Source organism: Arthrobacter sp. Soil782, assembly GCF_001428435.1.
Taxonomy (GTDB): domain Bacteria; phylum Actinomycetota; class Actinomycetes; order Actinomycetales; family Micrococcaceae; genus Arthrobacter_D; species Arthrobacter_D parietis.
Map to the genome: position 1 here is coordinate 137851 of NZ_LMSO01000008.1, position 25502 is coordinate 163352.

Genomic DNA, 25502 nt, shown 5'->3' on the forward strand with positions numbered 1-25502 from the left:
TCCTAGGCGCCCATTTCGGAGGCGAAGCGGCCGGCTAATTCCTCAACCGCACGTGCCCCCGTGAGCTGATCAATTGCGGCGGCAGGGAGTGCATCGCGTCCATGCAGTGCGCCGATGATTGCACCGGCAACAGCTCCGGTAACCCGCGCTGCAGGCGCATCCTGCTCCGCAGCAGCGGCGAGGAAAGCGCTCACATGGGCAGCGTCGTCGTCGGTTGCGGTGGCAAGCACCAGCCTGAGTGCCTCGCACAGGATGTTTCCGGCAGTCGGTGAAGCAGTCGGGAGCGCGCCGGCATCCGGACTCGTGAGCTGGACCGAGAGGTCGGTTGACCCCAATGCCGCCGCGTGCGCTGCAGCGTCGGCTACAGCGTCCGACAGCGAGAGTTCCCGGTGGGCGATCGCATGAATCAGGCCGGCGAAGAGTGCTGCGGGAATTCGGGCAGCGGGATTGCCGTGTGTGATCGCTGCGGCATCGAGTGTGAGCTTCTCGACCATCGCGGGCGGAACATTGGCGATGAGGCCGAAGGGTGCAGACCGCTGGAGCGCACCGGGGCCGTCGTCGTCCGTTTCAAGCGGCCGCTGACGGCTGCCCATCTCGCCGCTTCTGAGCGCACGGATGCTGGCAGCGTCCGAGTGCCGTCGGGTATGCAGGACGTCCTGCCTGTCGATCCAGCGGGCAGGAGGAGCGGGAGCGGACGACGGCGGTGCCTCTCCCTGAGTCCCGAGCCACCGGAGGTATGCAAGCCAGAGACAGGCGGTTTCATCGGCTGCGACGCCGTCGTTGGCCCACTCGAGCGCTTCAGTCATGCCGTCGACCGTGTAGAGCGTCAGTGCGGTGGCATCGCCGAAGACAGACGCATCGGGTGATCCTGCGGCAGCCTCACCGAGTGCGCAGGCCAGGATCGAGCCGGTGATTCTGCTGCGCAATGGAGGGGGGAAGCATTCAGAAGATGTCACCCCGCTAGTCTAGGCAGTCCACCCGTCAGATCCTGCCGCGGTGCCTTCAGGAAACGCCCAGATACGAGTGGAACGCTTGACGGGTTTGCCTCGTGCCCAGCACGCACCACCATCGAAGGAATCAACCACCATGCACGCGATCAGCCAGGAAAAGCCCGCCACGGGCACTCGGTACGACGACAACGGCCCGGGCCTCATCACGGCTTCCCTGCTGGAGGCGCTTGGATCGTTTCTGGTGATCCTGGGCGGCTTGGGCGTGACCATGCTCAATCCGCAGGGCGGCATTGCGCCCGGTGTGGCATTCGGGCTGGGCCTGGCCGCGGCCATCGCGGCATTCGGCCGGCTATCGGGCGGTTACTTCAACCCCGCCGTCACCCTCGGACTGGCGATGGCCGGGCGCCTGGCGTGGAGGTCGGTGCTGCCCTTCATCATGGCGCAGGTTCTTGGCGGGCTTGCGGCGTCCGGCCTGTTCTGGGTGATTTTCAGCGCGCACCCGCAGGACATCCAGACTGCCGGGCTGTTCTCGGCAGCGGCGAACGGATATGCGGAGCACTCCTCCACCCAGTTCCCGATCGCGAGTGTGCTGTTGATCGAGGTCACTGCGGCTGCTCTGCTGACCGCAGTAGTGCTTGGATCGACCGGCCGGTCACTTTCACGTCCAGCGGCTCCCTTCGCCATCGGCCTGGGATACGCCGTCTTGCTCACCGCGCTCGCTCCCATGGACAACGGCGCGATCAACCCTGCCCGGTCCACGGCAACGGCACTGTTCGCCGAGCCGTGGGCAGTACAGCAGCTGTGGCTCTTTTGGCTTGCCCCCCTGCTCGGTGCCCTGATCGCGGGCCTGCTCTACCGGAGCTTCGACCTCGCGGTCCGCAGCCGGCAGAGCGTGTCCGCCCCGGCGGGGGACAACCGCGCTCCGGAAACCAGCGACATTGCAGCCGGGTCCGCGGCAGCCGCCGCGACGCTGGCAGCCCGCCGTGACACCCATGACGACGACGGCACCCCGTAGCGCGTACCGACCGTCGAGGCGGCGTTCCAACCGGTGCTTCGGCGTTGCCGTCCGAAACTGTCGGAGGCGGCCGGTAGCTTGGAATCATGAGGTTATTGCACACGTCAGACTGGCACTTGGGCCGCTCCTTCCACGGTGTTGGGATGCTCGAGGCTCAGCGGCTTTTCGTCGATCAGTTGGAGAAGACGGTCCGCGAGGAGAACGTGGACGTGGTGCTTATTGCCGGTGATGTCTATGATCGCGCTTTGCCTGGCGTGGACGTCGTCGAGCTGTTCGACGAGGCATTGGAACGGATTACGGTGGCGGGTGCGCAGGTGGTGGTCAGCAGCGGCAACCATGACTCGGCAGTTCGGTTGGGATTCGGCGGGAAGCTCATTGAGCGCGGAGGGGTCCACCTCCGTACCCGGTTGGAAGACATCGGGCGCCCTGCCGTTCTCAGAATTGACGAGGGGATTGAGGTTGCCGTCTACGGTGTGCCATATCTTGAACCCCGGATGGTTGCGGATCCGCTTAGTTGTGAGAGTTCCACGCATACGGCAGTGACTGCTGCTGCGCTGGATCAGATCAGGTCGGACCTGCGGCGGCGCCGCACGCAATCAATCGTGCACTCGGTCGTCATGGCGCATACCTTCGCCAGTGGCGGCGTCGGCTCGGACAGCGAGCGGGAGCTCAGCATGGGCGGCCTCGGCGTTGTGCCCCTGAACCTCTTCGAAGGATTTGACTACGTTGCGCTGGGCCACCTCCATGGGCAGCAGCAGTTGCAGGAGCGGGTACGTTATTCCGGATCTCCGCTGGCATATTCGTTCTCCGAGGCGCGGCAGTCGAAGGGAGCCTGGCTGGTAGACATTGATGAAGGTGGGGTAGGTGAAATCCAGCCGGTGAAGTGGGCTCCGCAACGCGAGCTTGCAATCCTGCGCGGTCCTATCGCTGAGCTCATCACTGCGCCGGAGCACGCAGCGGCAGAAAACGCGTGGTGCCAGGTGACGCTCACCGATGCCGAGCGGCCGCACCAGGCCATGGAACGGTTGCGGGCACGGTTTCCCGGAACCCTGGTGCTCACGTTCGAACCGTCCCGAAGCGCGGGGGAAGAGCGTACCTACAGTGAACGGATCGCCCAGGCCACTGATGATGCTGCCATCTGCTGCGGGTTCCTTGAGCACGTACGTCGACGCAGTGCCAGCACCGAAGAGGCAGCCCTGTTCGCTGAGACGATCGACGCCCTGCGGGCAGCTGAAAGCGGCGTATGAGAATCCACAGACTCGAGATACAGGCCTTCGGGCCCTTTGCCGTGCGCCAGCACATCGATTTTGACGCCCTTACCGAACAGGGCCTGTTCCTGCTGAACGGGCCCACCGGGGCGGGTAAGTCCAGCGTGCTCGATGCCATCTGTTTCGCGCTGTATGGTTCCGTTCCGGGAGCACGTCAGAACGCGAAGCGGCTGCGCAGCGACCACGCCCCCGATGCGCTTGCGCCGGAAGTGGTGTGCGAGTTCTCGGCGGGATCCCGGCGTCTGGAAGTGACCCGAAACCCTTCCTGGAACCGGCCGTCCAAACGCGGAAGCGGAACAACCACAGAGCAGGCCAAGACCCTGCTGCGCGAAAGGGTTGCCGGCGAGTGGGTAACCCGGTCCACTCGCAATGATGAAGCGGGAGCGGAGCTCCAGAATCTTCTGGGAATGAACCGTGAACAGTTTACGCGCGTCGTCATGTTGCCGCAGGGAGAGTTTGCGGCTTTCCTCCGGTCGGACGCAGCCGCTCGCGGCGAGCTCCTGCAGCGGCTGTTCGCAACCGACCGGTTCTCGACTATGGAACACATGCTGGCAGAGCACTCCGCACGGACATCCGCGCGGCTCCAGGAGGCCGAGACCGAGCTGGAGGCCCTCCTCAGTCGGGCTGCAGAGGAAGTTGAGCGTCACGGCTTGACGCCCCGGCAGTCAAGCACCCCGGCGTCATTCCCGGAAGAAGAACCGGATGGTTCCGGCCACGAGGGCAGTGCCTCCGTTGACTGGACGCCTGATCCCGTGCTTCTTCAAGACCTGCTGACGGCGGCCGTGGCTGAGGGTCGGAAAAGGACCCGCGAGCTCAGGATCCTGCGCGATGCCGCCGCAGAGAGGCGCTCCCAATTTGAGGCAGAGCGCAGGGATCGCCTGACGTTCCGCGAGCTGGTTTCAGAAGCGCAGGCTAACCAGGGTGCGTTGGTCGGGGCTGAAACTCTGAGGGCAAAGCTGGCAGATCACCAACGCGCTCAAATCCTCCAGGGAGCACTGCAATCGAGGGACGAGGCGGCTGCAGAGGTGCATAATCTGCGGGAGGGCCTGCAATCAGCAGCACGTCCGTTGCAAGCCGATCCTGCAGTCCGGCACGAAGCCCCCGAGGTTCTCCATCCCGACTCCCTGCGGTCGCTGGCCACGTTCGAACGTGCTCACGAGGTGGTTCGTGAATCTTTGGCCGCGACGCGTGCAGCCCTGCCGCTGGAAAAGGACCTCAGCCAGCTGTCAGCAAGGATTCGTCTGACCGAGACTGCTCTGGAGCGTCAGAAGGCCGAGGCAGCGCGCTGCAGCGAAGCAGATGCACAGTTGCGGCGGGAATACGTCGAACTGACATCGCGCCTGGAAGACGCGCAGGTGATGGCAGCCCGTGAAGGACAACTGGCAAAGGAGTGCATCGAAGCGGCCAGCCGGTTGGAGTTGCTGGCGCAGGCGGACCGTGCGGAACGAGCTGTGCGTGAGCTGAACGAGCTGCAGCAGGAGCATCAGGCACTCTTTCTCACAGCGAAAGATGACTGGCTGCGGAAACTCCAGGCGCGTCTGGAACAGGCAGCTGCGGAGCTTGCCGAGCGGCTGGATGCAGGGGAGCCCTGTCCCGTCTGCGGGAGTGAGGATCATCCGGCGCCTGCAGTTGCGGATCCGCAGTCCCTCGTCACCCGCGAACACGAAGCACTTGCCAGGGAAGAGCAGGATGCAGCCGAGAACCGGCTGGGGAAGACCGCGGCGGCCCGCGACGAGGCCGCGTTGAAGGCCGCCGGGCTACGCGCCAGAAGCGGCGACGCCGAGGCCGGGCAGCTTCGCGCTACGCTTGTGTCCCTTGAGCAGGAGCATGCGGAAGCGGAACGGGCGGTCCGTCTGGCCACCGACCTCAGCACACGGAAGACCGAGGCGGATACAACGCTTGCCAGGCTGCAGGAGCAACAGGCGGACCTTGCGCGGACTCAGGCAGAAGAATCATCACGGCTAGCCGCTCTCGCGGAGCAGCAGGCGGCGTTGGCCGCAAAGCTGTCCGACGTGCGTGGTTCTTACGACTCCGTTGAGAAGAAAATCACGGCGCTCGAAGCAACGGAGCGGAGTCTTGGGGCGGTGTGCGCTGCTTTGATTCGCTGTGAGCAGGCAGAGGAGAACCTTGTCAAGGCCGAAGCTGCATTGCGGACACGCCTGTCTATGACGGACTTCGCTTCAGCGGAAGCCGTCCGCGACGCGCTGCTGACCAGCACGGAGGCCGAAACCGCGGAGCGGGCCATCCGCGATGCCGAAAATTCTGCGCATCGGATCGACCGGGACCTGCAGCGGCCGGAGAACCTGGCCGCCGCCATTCTCGAGAAGGACGGCAGCCCCGTGCCGAACGAAGATGACATTGCGTCGGCCGCGACCGAGGAGGCGGACGCATCGAAGCTTCTTGACCAGGCTGTCCTGGAGGTGGGGCTGCTGGAGCAGTCAGTGGTTCAGATGGGCTCCTATGCGGACAGGGTAGCAGCGCTTGAGGAACGGCTCGTGCCGCTGCGGCACGCTCACCAGCTCGTCAGGTCGATTGCTGACACAGCCAGGGGCAACGGCGAGAACCTGTATCGGATGAGCTTGGCGACCTATGTGCTGGCGGCCCGCCTGGAACAGGTTGCAGATGCCGCAACCGAGCGGCTGCAGAAAATGTCAGACGGCCGGTACTCCCTGGTCCACAGTGATTCCAAGTCAGGAAATCGAAAATCGGGCCTTGGTTTGAATGTCATTGACAGCTGGACCGGACTGCACCGGGATACGGCAACGCTGTCGGGCGGCGAGTCATTCATGGCATCATTGGCGCTCGCATTGGGGCTTGCGGACGTCGTGCAGCAGGAGTCAGGTGGCCTGGATATCGAGACGCTTTTTGTTGACGAGGGGTTTGGAAGCCTCGACGAGCATTCCCTCGAGCAGGTGATGGACGCCCTGGAGAGCCTGCGTGATGGCGGACGTGTAGTCGGACTCGTAAGCCATGTTGCCGACCTGATGCAGCGGATCCCCGCCCAGCTGCACGTTTCCAAGAGCCGGACAGGGTCTACCGTGCGCTTCGTCAATCAGCTGCAGCGAGTGTAAAATTGCTGGTGTTACCGGGTTGGGCGCATCGGGAGGAGGGACGATGCGCGTTTCATAGCACCCGGAGTGCACATGGCTACACCAACCTCTGAAGTAGATACCTCGCACCGCGGACGTTTCGGCCGGCTACCTGAGATTGCCGGCGCAGGTTTCCTTCCACTGGGCTTGATTGCCCGCCTGCCTCTGGCGATGCTCACCGTTGGAGCGCTCACTCTGGTGACAGCCGGCACGGATTCCTACGCTTTCGGTGGTTTTGCAGCCGGCGCTGTCGGCGTCGGTTCTGCACTGGGCGCGCCGGTCCTCGGTTTCCTGGCCGACCGCTACGGCCAACGCCCGGTCCTGCTGCTGTCAGCCGCACTCAATACCCTGGCGATCGTCGGTCTGATCATTGTCAGCGGCGTGTCGGGCATCGAAACTGGGCTGCTTCCCACGCTCATTGCTGCCTTCCTCATGGGCGCCACCTGCCCTCAAATCGGTCCATTGGCAAGGGTTCGCTGGATGGCATTGACCCAGGACAAACGACCAACGGATCTCGACACGGCGCTCTCCTACGAGAGCACGGCCGATGAGTTGACCTTCGTGCTGGGTCCTGCGCTGGTGGGACTGCTGGCGAGCCTGATTGCGCCCTGGCTGCCGCTAGCCCTCGCAGCAGCACTGACCCTGGCTTTTGTTTCCGCCTTCGCCGTGCACCCAACGGAACGGGCGGTAATTCCGCTGCGGCGCCGCCCCCGGGCGCGAAGCTCGGAGGTGAAGACCCAGCGAAAAGCGCATACCGGTTTTCTTGTGGCGTTGCCGGTTCTCGGGATGGTGATGATGGGCACCTTCTTCGGTTCGACCCAGACCGCCTTGATCGCCTTCGCCGGCGGTTTCGGAGCGGAGACGGCGGCGGGCCTGCTGTATGCCGTCATGGGCGTCAGCTCCGCCCTCACCGCCTTGTCGGTAGCGTACTGGCCACAGCGATTCCGCCACCCACTGCGGTGGGTGGCTTCAGCGGCGATGATGAGCGCGGCCGCTTTCCTGCCCCTCCTTGCTCTGGACATTCCGTTCATGCTCGCAGCACTACTGATCCTCGGGATCCCGGTCGGTCCGACGATGGTCACAATTTTCAGCGTCGGCTCACTCGTGGCCCCGAAACACCTGGTCGGCACGGTGATGACCCTGTTGGCTAGCGGCATTGTCGCCGGCACGGCGCTTGGAGCGTCCATAGCAGGAGCGCTGGCGGAGGCGAGCGTCCGTGAAGCTTTCGCGGTTCCGGTGGCGGCCGCCGTCGTACTCCTGCTGTTGGGCGTGGTGTTGACCGTGGTGAAGCCCAGCAGGACTGACGCGGCGGAAGTCAGCTGAGCTGTTCCTCGATGGTGCGGGCGCTGCCCGCAATCCGCAGACCGAGTTCAGCTTCCGGGTGGGCTGAGCGAATGTAGACGACGGCCACCGCCGCAGGCAGTCCGCCGGCGAGCCGGATGGGAGCTGCAACGGAGGACAGGCCGGCGATAACCTCATCGTGGCTGGTGGCGAAGCCCTGCAAGCGCGCTGCAGCAGCTTCTTCCCGGTAGAGCTGGCCCGGCGCCAGCCGCTCCCAATCCTCCTCGCTCACCGCCGACTGGATTGCAATGCCCGGCGCGCCCGCGCTGAAGGCGTGCCGTGTTCCCGGCCGCTGGGCGACGGCGGCGCTGGAGTGGCGCGGCTCGACCGTCACCAGCGTGACGCAGTCGTGGCGGTCCCAGACGGCGACAAATGCGGTCATACCGAGTTCGTTCGCCAGAACCGTCAATTCAGGGAGCGCTGCAGTCTGCAGGTCACGGGAAACTCCTCGCGCTAGGGCGGCCAGACCAGGGCCGGACGTGATTTTGCCGGCATCGTCCCTGACGATGAGCGAATGATCTTCCAGCGTGCGAACAATCCGGTATGCGATGGAGCGGTGGACGCCCAACTCCACTGACAACTCGGCAATTGATAGCGCCCGCGGAGCATCGGCGAGAATCTCGAGGGAACGCAGGCCGCGGGACAGGGTCTGCGAATGCTGGGGCGTTGGTGTTGTGTCGGAGCTCACACTCGGATATTATTCTATATCGGAACGATATGTTCAACTATCGAACTCAAACTGCCTGTTTGGTCGGTTAGCGGCAGCGGCGCGCAATAGGAGGTGTCGACTTCCGGTAATGCCGCGATGTAGTGCCCCTGGAGAGTATGATCTGAACCACAGTTACCGAACGTTCTGTCGGTAATTACGTCCGTCCCACTTGGAGTAACAATGACGTCTTCAACGGCTGCCCCACGGCAGCAGCGCATGTCTCGGGAGGACCGCAAGGTCGTCGCGGGGACCATGGTCGGTACCACCATCGAATGGTATGACTTCTTCATATTCGCGCAAGCCGCGGGTCTCGTTTTCGCGCAGCTGTACTTCGCGCCGCTGAACGAGGACAGTCCGGGCCTGGCGCAGCTGGTCTCATGGGCCACTATCGGCATCAGCTTCTTCTTCCGGCCGCTCGGAGCGGTAGTTGCAGGTCACCTGGGGGATCGCATCGGGCGCAAGGCCATGCTCGTCTTCACCCTGGTGATGATGGGTTCGGCCACCGCCTTGATCGGCCTCCTGCCGACCTACGCGCAGATCGGCGTGGCGGCGCCGATTCTGTTGATGCTTCTGCGCATCCTGCAGGGCTTCTCGGCAGGCGGAGAATGGGGCGGTGCGGCCCTGATGGCGGTAGAGCACGCTCCGGTTCACAAGCGCGGCTTTTGGGGTGCATACCCCCAGATCGGTGTTCCCGTTGGCATGATCATCGCAACGTTGGTGCTGTTCCTGCTGCGCTCCTCCATGTCCCAGGAAGATTTCCTTGCCTGGGGCTGGCGGGTTCCGTTCCTGCTCTCCGTGGTCCTCATCGTTGTCGGCTACTTCATCCGCAAGGCAGTTGCGGAAAGCCCCGTCTTCAAGGAGATGACCGAGCGGAAGCAGGAATCATCGGTTCCGCTCAAGGAGCTCTTCCGCCACAACACCAAACAGGTTGTACTGACCGCAGCCATCTTCATTGCTAACAACGCGGCAGGCTATCTCCTCATCGCCTTCTTCTCAGCGTACGCCCAGCGCACGCTGGGGATGCCCGGCGGGCCCGTGCTGTTCGCAACCTTGCTTGCCTCCTTCGGCTGGCTGATCTTCACGATGTACGGAGGCATCCTTTCCGACCGGATTGGCCGGGTGCGTACTTTCCAGATCGGCTATGGGCTCGTGTTCGTCTGGATGATCCCCCTGTTCCTGATGATCGACACGCGCAACATCCTCGCCTATGGAGTCGCTCTGTTCGTCCTTACGATCGGTTTGGGGCTGTCCTACGGACCGATGTCCGCGATGTATGCCGAAATGTTCCCTGCGAACGTGCGGTACTCGGGTATCGGAATCGGTTACGCACTGGGCGCCATTCTCGGTGGTGCCTTCGCTCCGCTGATTGCGGAAGCATTGCTGAGGGGCACCGGCTCGTCCATTTCGATCGGCGTCTACATCATGGTGCTCTGCGCCATCTCGTTCGCGGCTGTGACCATGGTGAAGGAGACACGCGGGGTACCGCTGCACGTCGGTTCCGGTCACACTCAGGCGAAGTAGCCGGAACGTCGCCGCCCGGCAGTGGACGCCATGGGTAGTTCTCCCCATGGCGTCCGCTGCCGGCCCTTCATACACTGAGGATCAAGACGGGCCTTGTACGAGGGGCCCGCCGCCGGACTGACGGGTCCGGTACACGAAAGGCCGGCTCGCCACGGGTTCCCCCAGCCCACCGAGCCGGCCTTTTGCATGTCCGCCTCTGATCCAACAAGCCGCACACGCTCAGTTGCGCGAACTTGTGCCGGTGTATTTGGCGTCACTGCTGATGCACTGCCGCCGCTGACCTGAGCCCGGTGATGAGCGAGTCAAGTCCGAGACCGAACGCAGCGTCCGCCTGCCGTTGGTTCGCCTGGTCCTTGCGCGCGGACACGGCAGCAGTGAATCGGGGATAAGACCCTGCCAGAGGTCCCGATTCGAAGATCGTTTCCGGGGCCGTCGCGTCGAACGCGGACCCGAAGATAAAAGACTCAAGAGCAATGATTGCCGGCACGATCAACGGTTCCGGCCAGCCGACCTTCTCAAATCCACGGGTCACTGCCTCATAGACGGCAAGGGTCTGCGGGGCGCCGCTCACGGGCAGTACGGCGATCACCGGGATGAGCGGAGTATGCCGGGTGAAGACATCGCGATAGGACCAGGCGAACCGGCGGACAGCCTGCTCCCACGGTTCGGACTCGAAACCTGACACGTCCACCTGAGTCATGACGTGGTCCTGTAGAAGGACGAGTACGTCGCCTTTGGATTCCACGTGGTTATATAACGACGACGGCGCCACTTTGAGAGCGCGCGCAAGGGAAGACATGGTCAAACCCTCATAACCGCGGGTTTCGATGAGCGTGAGTGCGGCCCGGGTGATTGCTTCCTGGGAGAGAACTCTGTTCAGCGGCCTGCCCGCTGAGCGGGGGGATGTACCGGTTGCGCCGACCATCGTTTGTGTTCCTGATTCCTTCCGACCCAGAGCCGGCACCGTTCACCTGCTCCCTTCTACACGGTAGTGGAAGACCTGCTGCTCTGTTGCCTTGGAGGTGTCGTGTGCCTTGGAGGTGTCGTGGCGCAGCACTCGCAGCGAAGGCCTCCCGCGGTACCGTAGTGCCATGCCTGAGATGCCTGAGGTGCAGGGACTGGCCCACTTCCTGGCCGGCAAATTACTGCCGGAGGGCGGTGCGCCAGCCCGGGTAGGGAACGTTGAGCTTGGCTCTTTCGCCGTGCTGAAGACTGCCGAGATTCCCCTTGACGCCGTGTCTTCGATGACCTTCACCGGGGTGGACAGGAGGGGAAAGTTCCTCATCCTGAGCCTCGACGGCGTGTATCTCGTGATGCATCTCGCGCGAGCCGGCTGGCTGCGTTGGTCTGACGCGCTTCCGGATACCGCCCTACGGCCGGGTAAGGGGCCGATTGCGTTGAGATTGAGATGTTCGGAACCAGCAGGCTACGGATTCGATCTCACCGAGGCGGGCACGAAGAAATCAGCAGCGGTCTACCTCGTCCGGAAGGTGGCGGAGGTTCCCGGGGTAAGCCGGTTGGGGCCCGAAGCGCTGGACATCGGCCGGGAGCAGTTCATGGCAATGCTGCATGGGCACCGCAGCCAGGTCAAGAGTGCGTTGCGGGACCAGTCTTTCATTGCGGGAATCGGCAACGCCTACAGCGACGAGATCCTGCATGCCGCCCGCCTATCTCCGTTTGCACTCGCATCCAAGCTGACTGATGAACAAGTAGGGGTGCTTCACGGCGCGATGCATTCGGTCCTGCAATCGGCTATTGCCGCGGCCGACGGCAAGCCGGCGAAAGAGTTGAAGGATTCCAAGCGGCGGGAGATGAAGGTTCATGGCCGGACCGGTCAGCCCTGCCCGGTATGCGGGGACTCTGTTCGTGAGATTTCATTCGCCGATTCCGCGCTCCAGTACTGCCCTACCTGCCAGACAGGAGGGAAGCAACTGGCAGATCGGCGGACCTCCAGGTTTCTCAAGTGAGTGGGCATCGCTGACTCTGGTGGTAGCTGCACCTTTCGCCGGCAACATCAATGACCCTAGGATCGAAGATGTAACAATCCGGTTCCAACTACGGAGGTCACCATGACGCATGATTCACACGACCGGGAACACGACCTCCAGAGCGGGGATTCCACCAGCACGGAGCCGGAAGGAACCATACCCGACACCGACGACGGCGTGGGCGCGACTACCACTGAGGAGCCGAGCAGCTTCGAACCGGAGGAAGACCCGGATGAGGACGGGGACTCCAAGTGAGGCACTGAGCGGTTCTGACGCTGGAAGCTGCTAACCCAGTGACGGGGCGCGTGACGGCGGTTCGGGAATGTGAACGTTTCCGGTCGTCACTCCGCCTGTGATCACGTCGGGTGTATCTGCCTGAATCTCACTGGATGGTGGCAGATTGAGGATCATGCCGCCGTCCTTATCGGAGTCGCTTCCCACGCGCAGGGCAAGCGCGACCTCATGCGCGTCGGGGCGCGACTGCGGATTTCTGGCGGTCATGCGCGTGAGGAGATTGACCCAATCGGTGCCGAGGGACTCAGGAACGTCAGGGTCCCGCAGGAGGCGGGCAACGGCGGCCTCGACGACGGGGCCGGGAAATGCCTTTTCCCCGGTAAGGCATTCCAGAAGCACCAGGCCGAGCGAGTAGATGTCGCTGCTCGTTTCCACGTGCGCACCCTCTGCCTGCTCCGGACTGAGGTAGTTGGCCGTACCGATGGTGGCGCCATGTGCGGTGGAGTGCGTTGCTTCCACCATTCGGGCGATGCCGAAGTCGGTCAGTTTGGGGTAGAGGCGGGTGTCCTGCTCTCCGGAGTGGTACATCAGGATATTTGCAGGTTTCACGTCGCGGTGGATGACTCCCTGCGAGTGGATGTAGGCCAGCGCATCCGCGAGATCCGCACCCAGCTGAGCCACGTGCTCAGAAGGAAGCGGACCGGATTTCAACAGCTTGCGCAGATCCAGTCCGTCCACCAGTTCCATGACAAGGAAACTGGTGGTCTTGCCGCTGCCGTCATCCTGCAATCCGGCATCATGAAGCGTCACCAGTCCGGGGTGGTTCAGCGTCGAGAGCAACAAAGTCTCTGTATGCTGACGCCGGTAATCGTCATCATCGGAGGTGGTGGGGTTGAATACCTTGATTGCCACGTCCCGGCCGAGGTTTCGGTCCAGTGCCCGAAACACCGATGCTGCGCCGCCGGTACCAATCAACTCAATGGGTTGGTACCGCTCGGCCAGGAGTTCATCCACGTGAGACCTCCGGGGAAGAAAGAAAAGTTATGAGGGTGAAGAGCAGGTGATAAGCATGCTGATCACCTCTCACATTCTACCCTGCCCGACGAGGTGCGGAAGACCGCCCCGCGCCGCAGCCTCAAACGTTCGATAATCGTTACGCAGCGAGGAAATTGATGGCCGCGCTCTTGAAGGTCCGGGACGTTACTGCGTTGGTATGGGTTCTTCCTGGGAGCCAGAGTATTTCCGCATGGCCGCTCAGCTCCGCCAGTTCCGGAAGGGTCTGCGCTCGTTCGTCCTTGTCTCCGGCCACCAGGAGTAGCGGCATGTGAGGTACGGCATCGCCTGGTACGAAAGGCTCTCGCTTGATTGCCTCCACCATGGTGAGCAGCGCAAAGACGTCGTTTGTCGGAATAAGCCGTGCCATCCGAAGCAGATTGCTGGTCGACTCGTCGGCGATGGGTGACCCGTCGGTCAGGAATCGTTGCGCGGCCGCCAGGTCGAACGCCGCCAGCGGATCGCCGCTTCCAGGTCCGCCAAGCACCATGCGGTGCACCAGTTCCGGCTGCGTGGCGCCGAATTCCCACGCCAGACGTGAACCGAGCGAGTATCCGATGATGTCGACGCCGCTGCCCGGCTGACCGTCGGCAAGGGGGTGGACGTGTGCATCGAGCAGAATCTGGAGCAGGTCCGCCCGGATGCGGCTGGGGGAGTAGGAGTCCATTTCTTCGGGGGCCGTACTTGCTCCATGACCGGGGAGGTCGAGGGTGACGACTTTGCGGCCGGCGTCAGTAAGGGCGCGAATCCAGCCGGAATCTTCCCAATTGAGCCGGGCCGAGGAAGCAAACCCGTGCAGGAGCAGGATGGGGCGCAGTGCTGACGGGCTCGCGGGCTCGTGGACGGTGACGTTCAGTCCCGGGTTTGTTCCCTCAACCAGATGATCGCTGTGACGTCCCATGAGTTCCTCCCCGGTGCTCTTTCGGCAGTCTTTCCTGAACTCTAGCGTCCCTTGCCGGGACTCGTCCGAAAAGAAAAGCGGCAGAGAACTGTGCTTCATTGAACAGATCTCCGCCGCCCGGCCAGCAGTGGCCAACCCGTGCGACTTTAGTCACCGCTTCTGCCCGGATGCAAATTGGCTGATAGCGCTTCGCCGTCATTCCCGGAATCTTCCGGCATGTCCGTCATGGAGCGCGTCAATTCGGCGCCGATCGACGTGCCGCGCTAGAATTACTTATAGTCATAATGACTATAAGTCCGGAAGGGTGAAGGTAGAGCCAGCATGAGCGCAACTTCAGCGAACGTCTCCGAACGACGCGTGCAGCCGCCGTCGTTGGCTATCTCCACAGTGATCTTCGCCCTGCGCCCGAGTGAGTCCTCGGGCAGGCCAACGCTGTGGTTGCCATTGGTCAGGCGAATTCGCCAGCCGTACCTTGGCCAGTGGGCGCTGCCGGGGGGGCCATTGGCGCACTCAGAGTCGCTCCAGGATGCGGCATCGCGCAACCTCCTCGAGACCACCGGGCTTGCACCTCGTTACCTGGAGCAGCTGTACGCCTTCGGAGGCCTGGACCGGTCTGCGGGGCAGCGTCTGGTGTCGATCGTGTACTGGGCGCTGGTTCAACCGGACGAGGCAGCGTTGACGCGCGAATCCGAGAACGTTCGGTGGTTCCGCGCGGACCGGTTGGAGTCGCTCGCCTTCGATCACAACGAAATCGTGGAGTACGCGCTCTGGCGGCTGCGCAACAAGATGGAGTACGGCTCGATTGCCTACCACCTTCTGGGCGAACGGTTCACGCTTGCGCAGGTCCGGGAGGTATACGAGGCGGTGCTCGACAAGGAACTGGACCCCGCCAACTTCCGTCGGCAGCTCCGTTCAACTCCGTACATCGAACCTACTGATGAGCACCTCACGGGCACGCGGCACCGGCCACCGCGGCTCTACCGCTATGCCGGGCCCGTCCCGGACGGCAGTGTCAGGCAACCCCTGCCGGCCTCGCCTTGAAGGCACGCACAGACCACCAAACACCCACCGGCTCACCGGAGCCCGTTTCCATCAGGGAGAACCACCATGACGAGCATTAATACCGCCATCCAACTCATGTCCCGCCAGGACGCCGAGCGGTCAAGCGCACGCGGTGGTACCTGCAGCCCGGACCTCGCGAGGGGACCATGGGAGTTCGACATCCCTGGCGTCTCCAATCAGGGTCCGGACTACGGGCCCGGCGCTTCGATGACTGACACGGCGCCGGTTTCAACGCCGCGGCAGGAGGTGCTTCCAGAGGAATACCAGCGGGCTGGTGAGGTGGAGCTCGAAGCGCGGATCCTCGCAGCAAAGGAAGCGATGGGCGAGCGCCTTGTCATCCTCGGCCACTTCTATCAGCGGGACGAGGTCGTCAAGCACGCTGACTTCGTGGGAGATTCCTTTCAGCTCGCCAACGCGGCGCTAACCCGGCCCGACGCCGAAGCCATCGTGTTTTGCGGAGTGCATTTCATGGCGGAGACCGCTGACATTCTGTCCAGTCCTGACCAGACTGTCATTCTGCCGAACCTTGCCGCGGGATGCTCGATGGCGGACATGGCGGACGCCGATTCGGTGGCGGACTGCTGGGAACAGCTCGAGGAGCTTTTCGGAACAGAGCCCGACGACGCCGGCCGCCAACCGGTCATCCCGGTCACCTACATGAATTCCTCAGCTGCGTTGAAGGCCTTCTGTGGCCGCCACGGCGGCATCGTTTGTACGTCGTCGAACGCTGCCACAGTGCTCGACTGGGCGTTCGAGCGGGGCCAGCGCGTTCTCTTCTTCCCGGATCAGCACCTGGGCCGGAATACAGCCAAAGCCATGGGGGTGCCGCTCGAGCGGATGCCCATGTGGAACCCCCGCAAGGTGCTGGGCGGCAACACCGAGCAGGAGCTCCTGGATTCGCAGGTCATCCTCTGGCACGGCTTCTGCTCCGTGCATAAGCGTTTCACCGTGAACCAGATCGAGAAGGCACGGGCTGACTACCCCGGGGTGAGGGTCATCGTGCACCCGGAGTGCCCCATGCCCGTTGTGGACGCCGCTGACGAAGCCGGGTCAACGGACTACATCCGGAAGGCAATCGCTGCGGCAGAGCCTGGCTCCGTGTTCGCGGTGGGTACGGAGATCAACATGGTGAACAGACTCGCCGCGGAGCATCCCGAGCACACCATCTTCTGCCTGGATCCCGTCATCTGCCCGTGCTCGACCATGTACCGGATCCATCCGGGCTATCTGGCATGGGTGCTCGAGGGACTGGTCGCAGGAGTGGTCCGCAATCAAATTGGAGTCGACTCCGACGTGGCGTCGGATGCACGGGTAGCGCTTGAGCGAATGCTGGCGGCCAAACCGTGACCGCCGTCCTCGTCATCGGCAGCGGAATCGCGGGGCTGTACACGGCGCTGGAGGTGCGCCGGCGAACTGATGCGCAGGTCACCGTTCTGGCCAAGGGCGCACTTGTCGAGAGTAACACCTGGTATGCGCAGGGCGGCATTGCTGCCGTGATTCCGGAGCTAGGCCAGGTCGGCGAGCGCCGCTTAAGCCTGCAGAACGACAGCATTGAGTCGCATGTGGCCGACACCCTTGCGGCCGGAGCGGGGCACTGCGACCGACGGGCCGCGCGCATTCTTTGTTCGGAGGCGTCCGCCCAGATTCAGAGGCTGGTGGATCTTGGAACAATCTTCGATCGCTCCGCGGATGGTGATTTCGCCGTCGGTCGGGAAGCCGCGCATGCAGCCTCAAGGATTCTACATATTGGCGGTGATGCCACCGGGGCGGGAATCGCGGCTCCGCTCGTCCGTGCCGCTCAGGCGGATCCTGGCATCGGCGTGTGGGAGCACGCTTTTGCCGCGGACCTCGTCAGGGACAACGGGAGGGTAACCGGCGCCGTCGTCGTGCAGAACGGTGTCCAACGTGTAGTTTCCGCTGACGCGGTTGTGCTTGCGACAGGCGGTGCGGGAGAGCTCTTCCAACACAGCACCAATCCGTCCGTGGCCACAGGCGACGGCGTCGCGGCGGCCTGGCGCGCCGGCGCGGCGGTGGCTGACCTCGAGTTTTTCCAGTTCCACCCTACATCCTTGAACGTCGCCGGGCATCCGCTCATTTCCGAGGCGGTGCGTGGGGAGGGCGCAGTGCTGAGGGACGCCTCAGGGCGTCGGTTCATGGCTGATTATCATCCTGCCGGTGAGCTTGCTCCGCGTGATGTTGTCTCCCGCAGCATCGCACTGCATCTTGCGCGGACCGCAGGTGAGGAAGTTTTTCTTGACGCGACGAACCTCGGTGCGAACTTCCTCGCTCAGCGGTTTCCGACGTTGAGCGCAGTGACTGCGCGCGCAGGCTTCGACTGGACACGCGACTTGCTCCCGGTTGTCCCTGCTGCGCACTACTGGATGGGCGGAGTGGTGACGGACACTGCAGGACGGACGTCCGTACCCGGGCTGTACGCCGTGGGGGAGGTTGCCCGAACCGGAGTGCACGGGGCCAACCGGCTCGCGTCCAACTCGCTGCTGGAGGGACTGGTGTTCGGCGCGCGGGCTGCGGAAGCGATCGCCGCAGAACGCATGCAGTGGCCGGCGGTCGAGGCGGAGGCGCTGAGCCTGGCGCCCGGTTCGGTACGCGCGGCCCGCGCTGACGTGCAGCGGGTGATGTCCGACCACGTCTCCATCCTGCGCGAGGATGCGGGGCTCCGTATTGCCTCGAAGCAACTCGCTGATTGGCATTCGAACGGCTCTTCAGTTGCGGAGCGGGAGACCGCGAATCTGCTCCTCTGTTCCCGGCTCGTCGCAGCGTCTGCGCTGGCACGCACAGAATCGCGTGGAGCGCATTACCGAGCAGATTTTCCCGACACCTCCTCCCCCGAGGGCAGCCCCATCATCCTGAGGAGAGCTCCGTGAATTTCACACCGGCCAGACCATCCCCGGCCGACGTCGACCGCATTGTCGCAGCCGCGCTCGCCGAGGACGCGCCGTGGGGAGACATAACCTCGCAGGTACTCATTCCGGAGGAGGCACACGCTGAGGCAGTCGTTGTAGCGCGCGAACCCGGCATCTTCTGCGGAGAGCTGGTCATCGAGGCTTCCATGCGACTCACCGACCCGCGGATCCGCGTCACGTTCAGTGTGCGGGACGGCGACGAGTTCGACGCCGGCGCTGCGCTTGCTGCGGTGTCCGGTCCCGCCCGGTCGATCCTCACCGCTGAACGGGTCGCCCTGAACCTGGCGCAGCGACTGAGCGGTATCGCTACGCTCACCGGCCGATTTGTTGCGGAAGTAGCCGGGACCGGTGCGCGCGTGGTCGATACCCGCAAGACAACTCCCGGACTGCGCGTCCTGGAACGCCATGCGGTGCGCTGCGGCGGAGGGGTCAATCATCGCTTCAGCCTGTCCGATGCAGTGATGGCCAAGGACAACCATCTTGCGGTACTGACCCAGGGCGGTGTGATCGGCCTTACGGAGGCACTCCGGGCAGTGCGGGCCAGGTTGCCGCATACCGTCCATTTCGAGGTCGAGGTTGACCGGCTCGATCAGATCGAGCCGGTGCTGGCAGCAGGCGTCGACACGATCATGCTCGACAACTTCAGCCTCGAGGATCTGGCCAGCGGAGTGAAGCAGGTCGCGGGGCGCGCGCTGGTGGAAGCAAGCGGCAACGTCCGGCTCGAGTCGATCGGCGCTATTGCGCGCACCGGCGTCGATATTATCTCGTCCGGTGCGCTCACCCACAGCGTTCAGGCACTGGACCTCGGGTTGGACATCCATATCGATGCGCTTGCGCGGGAGGACGGTTCCGGCTCCACCCGCGAAATTACCGGGAGCGTGCGGTGATCTATCTCGATGCTGCGGCCACCACTCCGGTTCGCCGGGAGGCACTCGAAGCGATGTGGCCGCTGCTCACCACCGACTATGGCAATCCGTCGAGTTCCCATACGGTCGGTGAATCGGCCGCGCGCGCTCTCGACTACGCACGCCGTCTGGTGGCCAGGGAGCTCAACTGCAAACCGAACGACGTCGTCTTCACCTCGGGCGGCACAGAGGCTGACAACCTGGCAATCAAGGGCATATCCCTGGCCCGTCCTAAGGGGAAGCATATTGTTGCATCCGCAATCGAACATCCGGCCGTCCTGGAAACGCTGGACTATCTGCAGCGGTTTCACGGCTTCCGGATATCCCTTCTTCCTGTCACCGCGGAGGGACTGGTGGAGGAAGCGACTCTCCGCGCTGTCCTCACGGAAGAGACCACGTTGTGCACCATCATGTACGCGAATAACGAGGTGGGGACGGTGCAGTCAATTCCAGCGTTGGCCTCGATCTGCCGGGAACAGGGCGTTCCCTTCCACACCGATGCAGTGCAGGCGGCGGGATGGCTGCCGCTGGATAGTGCAGAGCTCGGCGTGGACGCACTGAGCATCTCGGGTCACAAGCTCGGCGCGCCGAAGGGCTGCGGCGTTCTGTTCATCCGCTCGCGCCTTCCATTGGAACCGCTCGTTCATGGAGGCGGGCAGGAGCGGGGGAAGCGGTCAGGTACTGAGAATGTAGCGGGTGCGGTGGCCATGGCGACTGCCTTGAAGCTTGCCCAGCAGGAGCGTACCGCAAATTCAGCGGCCTCAATCGCGCGCCGTGACCATCTGATCAGCGCCGTACTTAACGGGGTCGAGGGCGCACTCCTGACGGGTCACCGGGAGCAGCGGTTGCCGAATATTGCCTCGTTCTGCTTTCCGGGCGCCAGCGGCGAGGCGATCCTGCTGGAACTGGAGCGCGCCGGGGTCGTGACCTCAAGCGGTTCGGCATGCGCGGCGGGCGCCAGCGAGCCCTCGGCGGTTCTGCTGGCGCTGGGCCTGGAACCGGACATCGCCCAGACAGCACTGCGGTTGTCGTGGACGGCCGCAACGAGTGATGCAGAGATTGCGCTCGCCGGGCGGGCGGTTGTCGCTTCAGCCAGAAGCATCCTGGGCCTTGGAAGCCGCACGTAAGGCCGCCATCAACCCTGCCGTTTCGACTGGATCTTCTATCTGCGCGAAGTGTCCGGTGCGGTTCAGCACCACGCTTTGTGAATGCGGCATGAGGGCAGCCAGGGAACGCAGCTCGCCGGGCGGGGTGAAGATGTCCTTGCTGCCGCGAGCGAGAACTACGGGGGCGCTGATCGAATGCCACGTGCCGGCGTCGTACTTTCTCAGAGCGTGTGCTGCAGCAATAAAGGACGCCGGCCGCGCATCGAGCGCAAGGTCAGCGAACACATGGCGCTGCAGGACAGAAGGGGCAGCGAAGAACGGGCCGAGGACGAGCCTCAGCAATCCCGCGCGCTCTGCCCTATGCAGTAGCCAGGGGGCTGCTCTCCCGAGCATCCGCAAAATGAACATGAGTCCGAACATGCCAAGAAGCGGTGCCATGGCGGGATGGCGGAGCGGGTGGTTCAGGGCGGCGCCGGCTGTCAGTGCGGTTGGTGAAAGAGCGACGACGGCGTGCGTTTCTTCCGGATGCGACGCCGCAATGTCCAGCGCCAATACTGCGCCCATCGAATGCCCGAAGAGGTACCAGGACTGGTAGTTAAGGTCCCTCAGTACCTCGACGACGGCCCTGCTCTGCTGCTCAACCGTGAAGGGCAGGCTGCCGGGGGATTCTCCCCAGCCCGGCAGGTCAATCATGACGTGGTCGCAGGTGTCCGGCAGCACTGGACTGCGAACGAGCTCACGGAACGTACGCCATGAGCCCGATGCGCCATGCAGCAGAACCCATGGCGGGGTGCCCGGTGTGATCCGGGTACTCGAATGGGCCGGGCGTATGCGCACTGCGACTGATCCCAGGGATGTATGGATGAACCGCTTCATGTAGGTGATTCTGCGCCGCTCCCGCCCCGGATGTCTCCGAAGTGGTGTGCTTCACTGCATAGAGTGGACATCAGGTCATTCGAAAGGATCTGTTATGAAACGCACCGTCGGGTCCCGTGCGCTGGGGGCTGTGCTGATTCTCGCCATCGCAGCCACCATCACCGGCTGTGACGACTTCGTTGTCGGCGACCGGCCGCCTGCCAGTCCCGCTGCAAGTGCAACGACTGATGCTCCGGCTTCGGCAAGCGCCAGCCCTACTCCCGTTGCGCTTCCCATGCTCCCTGAACGGGCGGCGCCGGGGGATGGATGGACCGCATTCACCGACGAACAGAGACTTGTCAGTTTCGAGGTGCCCGAGGACTGGACGGTGGAGCCGATCGAAGATCCGGGTGAGGGGTATGACGAGGGAGGTCTGCACTTCGACGTGTCCAACGCGGAGGGCGCCAGCATGGCAGAGCTGCACACCCGAATCATCCCGCCCTCCGAGGAATGCGGCGAGGAGGCAGCGAACCCGTACATCGTTCTGACCAGCGAGCCGGTTGATGTTCCGTCGACAGCAGAGGCAGAGGGCTCGATCGAGCCGCGCTTTGTTGTGCGGCTCATCCAGGGCTACCGGTTCTTCAGCTCGTATGGGATTACGGACATGGTGGGCGGAGCGGATGGAGCGGCGTGTGTCCTGAACAACACAGTGCAGGGACCGGAGCACATCGGCCTGTACGCCTTCGGCGACGCTGTCCAGCTCCAGGCACTGGATCCGACGCAGGTCGGCTCGCGGACGGAATCCTTTGCGACCATCGCTGACGCCCAGAAGCGATTCGATCAGGAGGACTTCGACCGGATCCGGCGGATGATCATGTCCCTCCAGGTTGCGAGCTGACCTGGCGCCGCTTCCTCACCTGGAAGCTCCGTTAACGTGAAGCTCTGCGAGCGCGACCTACTCCGAGACGGCCTTGCTCACGTCAGCGGGGGATTCATACTCTTCGTCGGGGATGCCCCGGAGGTCCCTTTCGTTCGAAGTGGACGGTAGAATCAGAATCAACAGTATGCTTACTATCGCGTTCGATTCAAGGGCAGGGATCAGGCGGCAGGAAGCCCGCATACGTCACACCGGTCAGCTCTTCACTCGCCGCCCAGAGCTTCGCAGCAACACCCTCGTCGAGGACTGACGGAGCCGGAGCTACCAGCACGGCGTTCCCGCGGGTTTCGCCCGGTCCATCCGGGCCGTAGTAGTCACCACCATGAACGTGCGGGCCGGTTGCTGCAAGAAGGATAGGCTGTGCGCCGTCCACATCCGACTGGCCCATGATCCGGAAGAATCCGCCCATGAGATCGAGCACGGCTGCTCCGCGCATCCCGGCCGTCAGGTTGGTCGTTGACAGACCCGGGTGGGCGGCAACGGCGATCAGCGGCCAACCGGCCGCCCTTACCCGCCGGTCGAGTTCCATGGTGAACATGAGGTTCGCGAGCTTGCTCTGGTTATAGGCCTTCCAGGCACGGTACCGGGCATCGGAATTCAGATCGGAAAAATTGATGCGCCCGCGCTTGTGGGCCAGGGAAGAGACCGTCACAACCCTCGCGGACGGAGACTGCCGCAGGAAGTCCAACAGCAGGCCGGTCAGTGCGAAGTGCCCCAGATGATTGATGCCGAACTGCTGCTCAAAACCATCAACCGTGCGCTTCAATGGTGTGGCCATGACTCCGGCATTGTTGACCAGGAGGTCCAGCGGGCCGGTCCAGTCTCGAGCGAACGAACGTACCGACTCCAGGTTTCCGAGATCGAGCTGCCGCAGCGTCAGTGACCCGCTGCCTGAGGCAATGCGCGCCCGCTCCAGCGCGGCCGCTCCGCGTTCCTCGCTGCGGCACGCCAGAACCACTGACGCCCCGCGCTGGGCCAAATCGATGACTGTCTGTAGCCCCAACCCGCTGTTGGCGCCGGTCACAACGGCGGTCAGGCCGTCCAGTCGGTGGTTTGCGGAGCTGTCAGTGGTAGAGCGATTCACCAGGGGCGCCTTTCTCGTCGTACCGTGTTACAGCCAGTGTTTCAGACCGGCACCGTTCACCGCTCATCGACATCCGCCAGGAGCTACCGGAATGAATCGATCAGTCACGGCTCGCCTCACCGCCACTACCCGGGCCAACACCTCAATGGCCTTTTCCGTCGCGGTGGCGCGAAACTCCGGGTATTCAGCGGTGAACGAAGTCCTAGAGGTCACGGCCAACGGTGAGCCGGTAGCGCCCACGTCCGTCCAGGACAGCCATGGCGGTATCCTCCACACGCTCACCCTCGAGCAGCCGTCGGCGCTCGAACTGACCTACCGGGCGGAGGTGAGGGGTTCAGCCGCCGCGCCGGAGAAGGACGACGCCGACCTCATCCGGTACGTCCGCCCAAGCCGATATTGTGAATCCGACCGGTTGCTGCCGACGTCGTACAGTCTGTTCGGAAACCTGCAGGGCAGCGAGCTGCTGGCCGCTGTGCGCGCCTGGGTAAGCGGCAACATCAGTTATGTCTCGGGATCATCCCGGCCAACCGACGGTGCCACGCAGACACTGCTTGACCGCAGAGGAGTTTGCCGCGACTACGCCCATCTGGTGATCGCGCTGCTGCGTGCCAAGGACGTACCCGCGCGCCTGGTGTCTGTTTATGCTCCGGGCCTGAATCCGATGGACTTCCATGCCGTGGTTGAAGCGTGGGTGGACGAAGCGTGGCATGTCGTCGACGCAACAGGGCTCGCTCCTCGGACCAACCTGCTGCGCATTGCAACCGGACGGGACGCCTCGGACACCGCGTTTCTCTCCACGGTCGGCGGGAGCCTCACCCTGGACACGCTGCAGGTCACCGCTGTGGCAGATACCCTGCACGACGACGACGGCACCTCGCCGGTCCAGCTCGGCTAGCGCACGAGTGGCCGGCTATTCAGCCAGCCGAAAGCGGAGCGAAGCGAGCGGAAACCGACGAAGCCGACCACAAGTGGCGCTCAGTCCGGCCGGTGAGCGCCGTCGTCGTGCTCAAGGCCCGCGCGGAGCTTTGTGGTCAGGATCAAGAGCTGTTCCATTTCCTCTTCGTTCAGGAGCGGGCCGAGCAGGGCGTGGATGCCGCGCACGTGCGCCGAACCGATCTCGCGCTGCAGCCGGCGGCCTTCGTCGGTAAGTGACAGCAGCACACCGCGCTGGTCATCCGGCGCCTGTCTGCGCTGGACCAGGCCTTTGTGCTCAAGTCGCTCAGCCATCCGGCTGAGGCTCGGCTGGCTGATCAACAGATGGCTGTTGAGCTCGTTGAGCCGTGTCCAGCCGGTGGGACAGCGGCTGAGGTTGAAAAGGACGTCATACTCGCCGATGGCGAGCGTCTGAAAGGACGGATCGCGCCGAAGCCTGCGCATCACCGCCACCTGCGCCCGGAAGAGGGATTCCCACGCGTCGGCGGTGAGGCGCAGCGGTGTTGCCGGAGACTCAGGCATGGGCAGACACCGCAGCCAGCCGGTTTTCGAATGTCGGGGGAGCGGGTATCGAAGCCGGCGTGCGTTCGGCAAATTCCTTGCGCAGAGTGGGCAGTACGTCGGAGCCGAACAGGTCGAGTTGCTCCAGGACGGTTTTGAGTGGAAGCCCCGCATGGTCAACGAGGAACAGCTGACGCTGGTAATCCCCGAAGAATTCCCGGAAGGAGAGCGTCTTGTCGATCAGCTCCTGCGGGCTACCGACGGTCAGCGGTGTCTGCGAGGTGAAGTCCTCCAGCGACGGCCCGTGCCCGTAGACCGGCGCATTGTCGAAGTAGGGGCGGAAGTCATTGACGGCGTCCTGTGACTTCGGCCGGATGAAGAACTGTCCGCCGAGCCCGACAATTGCCTGCTCAGGTGTGCCATGGCCGTAATGGGCGTACCGCTCGCGGTAGAGCGAGATCAGCTGCTGGTAGTGCTCCTTCGGCCAGAAGATGTTGTTTGCGAAGTAACCGTCGCCGTAGTAGGCGGCGATCTCCGCGACCTGCGGTGTGCGGATGGTGCCGTGCCAGACGAAGGGTGCAACGCCGTCGAGCGGCCGCGGTGTGGAGGTGAAGTTATGCAGAGGGGTTCGGTGCTTGCCCTCCCAGGTGACCACATCTTCGTCCCAGAGCCGGCGCAGCAGATGGTAGTTCTCAACGGTGAGGTCCACGCTGTCCTGCGGATTTTTGCCGAACCAGGGGTAGACGGGCGCCGTGTTGCCGCGTCCCAGGATCAGGTCCACCCGACCATCGGCGAGGTGCTGCAGCATCGCGTAATCTTCGGCGATCTTGACCGGGTCATTGGTGGTGATCAGCGTGGTCGAAGTGGAGAGGATGATCCGCGACGTCTGCGCTGCCACATAGCCAAGCATGGTGGTGGGGGAGCTGGGGACAAAGGGCCGGTTGTGGTGCTCGCCGGTCGCGAAGACATCCATGCCGACGTCTTCGGCGTGCTTGGCGATGGTCACCATGGCCTTGATGCGCTCGTGTTCGCTCGGTGCTTTGCCCGTGGTGGGATCAACCGTTACGTCCCCGACGCTGAAGATACCGATCTGCATGGGATTCCTCCTCCTAGAAGTACATGCATT

Annotated in this window: 23 protein-coding genes; 14 read left to right on the forward strand and 9 right to left on the reverse strand. The window is 63.6% G+C overall.

What is annotated here, in order from left to right; translation table 11 throughout:
• Positions 1-2: 2 nt before the first annotated feature.
• Positions 3-956, reverse strand: a complete 954-nt coding sequence (locus tag ASH00_RS09995) for an ADP-ribosylglycohydrolase family protein (RefSeq protein ID WP_235563257.1) — start codon at positions 954-956, stop codon at positions 3-5.
• Positions 957-1086: 130 nt separating this feature from the next.
• Between ASH00_RS09995 and ASH00_RS10000 the strand changes: the two genes are divergently transcribed.
• From ASH00_RS10000 to ASH00_RS10015, 4 genes are all read left to right on the forward strand, one after another.
• A complete protein-coding gene (locus ASH00_RS10000; RefSeq protein ID WP_056548141.1) occupies positions 1087-1965 on the forward strand; it encodes an aquaporin in 879 nt (292 codons plus the stop codon).
• An 86-nt stretch (positions 1966-2051) separates the two neighbouring features.
• A complete protein-coding gene (locus tag ASH00_RS10005; protein WP_056548143.1) occupies positions 2052-3212 on the forward strand; it encodes an exonuclease SbcCD subunit D in 1161 nt (386 codons plus the stop codon).
• Positions 3209-6304 (forward strand): AAA family ATPase, encoded by a 3096-nt coding sequence (locus tag ASH00_RS10010; protein WP_056548145.1) that lies wholly within the window; start codon positions 3209-3211, stop codon positions 6302-6304. The genes ASH00_RS10005 and ASH00_RS10010 overlap by 4 nt, the downstream gene beginning before the upstream one ends.
• Before the next feature lie 72 nt (positions 6305-6376).
• The gene (locus ASH00_RS10015) at positions 6377-7645 is read left to right on the forward strand and encodes an MFS transporter (protein WP_056548147.1); all 1269 of its coding nucleotides are present in this window, start codon (positions 6377-6379) and stop codon (positions 7643-7645) included.
• On the opposite strand, the gene ASH00_RS10020 is transcribed toward ASH00_RS10015, so the two are convergent.
• Positions 7638-8351 carry an IclR family transcriptional regulator gene (locus ASH00_RS10020; RefSeq protein ID WP_056548149.1) on the reverse strand — a complete coding sequence of 238 codons (714 nt, stop codon included), beginning with the start codon at positions 8349-8351 and terminating at the stop codon, positions 7638-7640. The genes ASH00_RS10015 and ASH00_RS10020 overlap by 8 nt on opposite strands.
• Before the next feature lie 201 nt (positions 8352-8552).
• On the opposite strand from ASH00_RS10020, the gene ASH00_RS10025 reads away from it, so the two are divergent.
• On the forward strand, positions 8553-9893 hold the full coding sequence (locus ASH00_RS10025) for an MFS transporter (RefSeq protein ID WP_056548150.1): 1341 nt from the start codon (positions 8553-8555) through the stop codon (positions 9891-9893).
• 253 nt (positions 9894-10146) lie between these two features.
• On the opposite strand, the gene ASH00_RS10030 is transcribed toward ASH00_RS10025, so the two are convergent.
• The gene (locus ASH00_RS10030; RefSeq protein ID WP_056548151.1) at positions 10147-10818 is read right to left on the reverse strand and encodes a TetR/AcrR family transcriptional regulator; all 672 of its coding nucleotides are present in this window, start codon (positions 10816-10818) and stop codon (positions 10147-10149) included.
• Positions 10819-10984: 166 nt separating this feature from the next.
• Here ASH00_RS10030 and ASH00_RS10035 point away from each other — a divergent pair, with 166 nt between their 5' ends.
• Together ASH00_RS10035 and ASH00_RS16690 are read left to right on the forward strand one after the other, a co-directional pair.
• Positions 10985-11860 (forward strand): Fpg/Nei family DNA glycosylase, encoded by an 876-nt coding sequence (locus tag ASH00_RS10035; protein ID WP_056548360.1) that lies wholly within the window; start codon positions 10985-10987, stop codon positions 11858-11860.
• A 102-nt stretch (positions 11861-11962) separates the two neighbouring features.
• On the forward strand, positions 11963-12136 hold the full coding sequence (locus ASH00_RS16690) for a hypothetical protein (RefSeq protein ID WP_157359081.1): 174 nt from the start codon (positions 11963-11965) through the stop codon (positions 12134-12136).
• Between the two features lie 30 nt (positions 12137-12166).
• Here ASH00_RS16690 and ASH00_RS10040 read toward each other — a convergent pair whose 3' ends face one another.
• Both ASH00_RS10040 and ASH00_RS10045 read right to left on the reverse strand, forming a co-directional pair.
• The gene (locus tag ASH00_RS10040; RefSeq protein WP_056548152.1) at positions 12167-13129 is read right to left on the reverse strand and encodes a serine/threonine-protein kinase; all 963 of its coding nucleotides are present in this window, start codon (positions 13127-13129) and stop codon (positions 12167-12169) included.
• Positions 13130-13268: 139 nt separating this feature from the next.
• The gene (locus ASH00_RS10045) at positions 13269-14069 is read right to left on the reverse strand and encodes an alpha/beta fold hydrolase (RefSeq protein ID WP_056548154.1); all 801 of its coding nucleotides are present in this window, start codon (positions 14067-14069) and stop codon (positions 13269-13271) included.
• A gap of 321 nt (positions 14070-14390) precedes the next feature.
• Between ASH00_RS10045 and ASH00_RS10050 the strand changes: the two genes are divergently transcribed.
• The 5 genes from ASH00_RS10050 (at position 14391) to ASH00_RS10070 (ending at position 20087) form a co-directional block, all read left to right on the forward strand.
• Positions 14391-15110 carry an NUDIX hydrolase gene (locus tag ASH00_RS10050; protein WP_056548155.1) on the forward strand — a complete coding sequence of 240 codons (720 nt, stop codon included), beginning with the start codon at positions 14391-14393 and terminating at the stop codon, positions 15108-15110.
• 66 nt (positions 15111-15176) lie between these two features.
• On the forward strand, positions 15177-16478 hold the full coding sequence (gene nadA, locus ASH00_RS10055) for a quinolinate synthase NadA (RefSeq protein WP_056548157.1): 1302 nt from the start codon (positions 15177-15179) through the stop codon (positions 16476-16478).
• Positions 16475-18016: an L-aspartate oxidase gene (gene nadB, locus ASH00_RS10060; RefSeq protein WP_056548159.1), complete on the forward strand. Its 1542-nt coding sequence runs from the start codon at positions 16475-16477 to the stop codon at positions 18014-18016. The genes nadA and nadB overlap by 4 nt, the downstream gene beginning before the upstream one ends.
• On the forward strand, positions 18013-18942 hold the full coding sequence (nadC, locus tag ASH00_RS10065; protein ID WP_082566042.1) for a carboxylating nicotinate-nucleotide diphosphorylase: 930 nt from the start codon (positions 18013-18015) through the stop codon (positions 18940-18942). The genes nadB and nadC overlap by 4 nt, the downstream gene beginning before the upstream one ends.
• A complete protein-coding gene (locus tag ASH00_RS10070) occupies positions 18939-20087 on the forward strand; it encodes a cysteine desulfurase family protein (protein ID WP_056548161.1) in 1149 nt (382 codons plus the stop codon). The genes nadC and ASH00_RS10070 overlap by 4 nt, the downstream gene beginning before the upstream one ends.
• Here the strand turns inward: ASH00_RS10070 and ASH00_RS10075 are convergent.
• On the reverse strand, positions 20049-20942 hold the full coding sequence (locus ASH00_RS10075; RefSeq protein WP_056548163.1) for an alpha/beta fold hydrolase: 894 nt from the start codon (positions 20940-20942) through the stop codon (positions 20049-20051). The two genes, ASH00_RS10070 and ASH00_RS10075, sit on opposite strands and share 39 nt — an antisense overlap.
• Positions 20943-21036: 94 nt before the next feature.
• On the opposite strand from ASH00_RS10075, the gene ASH00_RS10080 reads away from it, so the two are divergent.
• On the forward strand, positions 21037-21819 hold the full coding sequence (locus ASH00_RS10080; protein WP_056548165.1) for a hypothetical protein: 783 nt from the start codon (positions 21037-21039) through the stop codon (positions 21817-21819).
• Positions 21820-22006: 187 nt separating this feature from the next.
• Here the strand turns inward: ASH00_RS10080 and ASH00_RS10085 are convergent, their stop codons facing one another.
• Positions 22007-22942: an oxidoreductase gene (locus ASH00_RS10085; RefSeq protein ID WP_056548166.1), complete on the reverse strand. Its 936-nt coding sequence runs from the start codon at positions 22940-22942 to the stop codon at positions 22007-22009.
• Between the two features lie 91 nt (positions 22943-23033).
• Between ASH00_RS10085 and ASH00_RS10090 the strand changes: the two genes are divergently transcribed.
• Positions 23034-23837: a transglutaminase-like domain-containing protein gene (locus ASH00_RS10090; protein ID WP_056548168.1), complete on the forward strand. Its 804-nt coding sequence runs from the start codon at positions 23034-23036 to the stop codon at positions 23835-23837.
• Positions 23838-23917: 80 nt separating this feature from the next.
• On the opposite strand, the gene ASH00_RS10095 is transcribed toward ASH00_RS10090, so the two are convergent.
• Together ASH00_RS10095 and ASH00_RS10100 are read right to left on the reverse strand one after the other, a co-directional pair.
• The gene (locus tag ASH00_RS10095) at positions 23918-24397 is read right to left on the reverse strand and encodes a MarR family winged helix-turn-helix transcriptional regulator (protein WP_056548170.1); all 480 of its coding nucleotides are present in this window, start codon (positions 24395-24397) and stop codon (positions 23918-23920) included.
• Positions 24390-25472, reverse strand: coding sequence for an LLM class flavin-dependent oxidoreductase (locus ASH00_RS10100; protein ID WP_056548171.1), 1083 nt, complete (start codon positions 25470-25472; stop codon positions 24390-24392). The genes ASH00_RS10095 and ASH00_RS10100 overlap by 8 nt, the downstream gene beginning before the upstream one ends.
• Positions 25473-25502: the final 30 nt, after the last annotated feature.

Coding starts and splice junctions, on each gene's coding strand:
- ASH00_RS10035 (WP_056548360.1), top strand. CDS start 10,985: ATGCCTGAGATGCCTGAGGTGCAGGGACTGGCCCACTTCCTGGCCGGC.
- ASH00_RS10050 (WP_056548155.1), top strand. CDS start 14,391: ATGAGCGCAACTTCAGCGAACGTCTCCGAACGACGCGTGCAGCCGCCG.
- ASH00_RS10045 (WP_056548154.1), bottom strand. CDS start 14,069: ATGGGACGTCACAGCGATCATCTGGTTGAGGGAACAAACCCGGGACTG.
- ASH00_RS10015 (WP_056548147.1), top strand. CDS start 6,377: ATGGCTACACCAACCTCTGAAGTAGATACCTCGCACCGCGGACGTTTC.
- ASH00_RS10000 (WP_056548141.1), top strand. CDS start 1,087: ATGCACGCGATCAGCCAGGAAAAGCCCGCCACGGGCACTCGGTACGAC.
- ASH00_RS16690 (WP_157359081.1), top strand. CDS start 11,963: ATGACGCATGATTCACACGACCGGGAACACGACCTCCAGAGCGGGGAT.
- ASH00_RS10095 (WP_056548170.1), bottom strand. CDS start 24,397: ATGCCTGAGTCTCCGGCAACACCGCTGCGCCTCACCGCCGACGCGTGG.
- ASH00_RS10010 (WP_056548145.1), top strand. CDS start 3,209: ATGAGAATCCACAGACTCGAGATACAGGCCTTCGGGCCCTTTGCCGTG.
- ASH00_RS10100 (WP_056548171.1), bottom strand. CDS start 25,472: ATGCAGATCGGTATCTTCAGCGTCGGGGACGTAACGGTTGATCCCACC.
- ASH00_RS10090 (WP_056548168.1), top strand. CDS start 23,034: ATGAATCGATCAGTCACGGCTCGCCTCACCGCCACTACCCGGGCCAAC.
- ASH00_RS10030 (WP_056548151.1), bottom strand. CDS start 10,818: ATGGTCGGCGCAACCGGTACATCCCCCCGCTCAGCGGGCAGGCCGCTG.
- ASH00_RS10075 (WP_056548163.1), bottom strand. CDS start 20,942: ATGAAGCGGTTCATCCATACATCCCTGGGATCAGTCGCAGTGCGCATA.
- ASH00_RS10080 (WP_056548165.1), top strand. CDS start 21,037: ATGAAACGCACCGTCGGGTCCCGTGCGCTGGGGGCTGTGCTGATTCTC.
- ASH00_RS10025 (WP_056548150.1), top strand. CDS start 8,553: ATGACGTCTTCAACGGCTGCCCCACGGCAGCAGCGCATGTCTCGGGAG.
- nadA (WP_056548157.1), top strand. CDS start 15,177: ATGACGAGCATTAATACCGCCATCCAACTCATGTCCCGCCAGGACGCC.
- ASH00_RS10005 (WP_056548143.1), top strand. CDS start 2,052: ATGAGGTTATTGCACACGTCAGACTGGCACTTGGGCCGCTCCTTCCAC.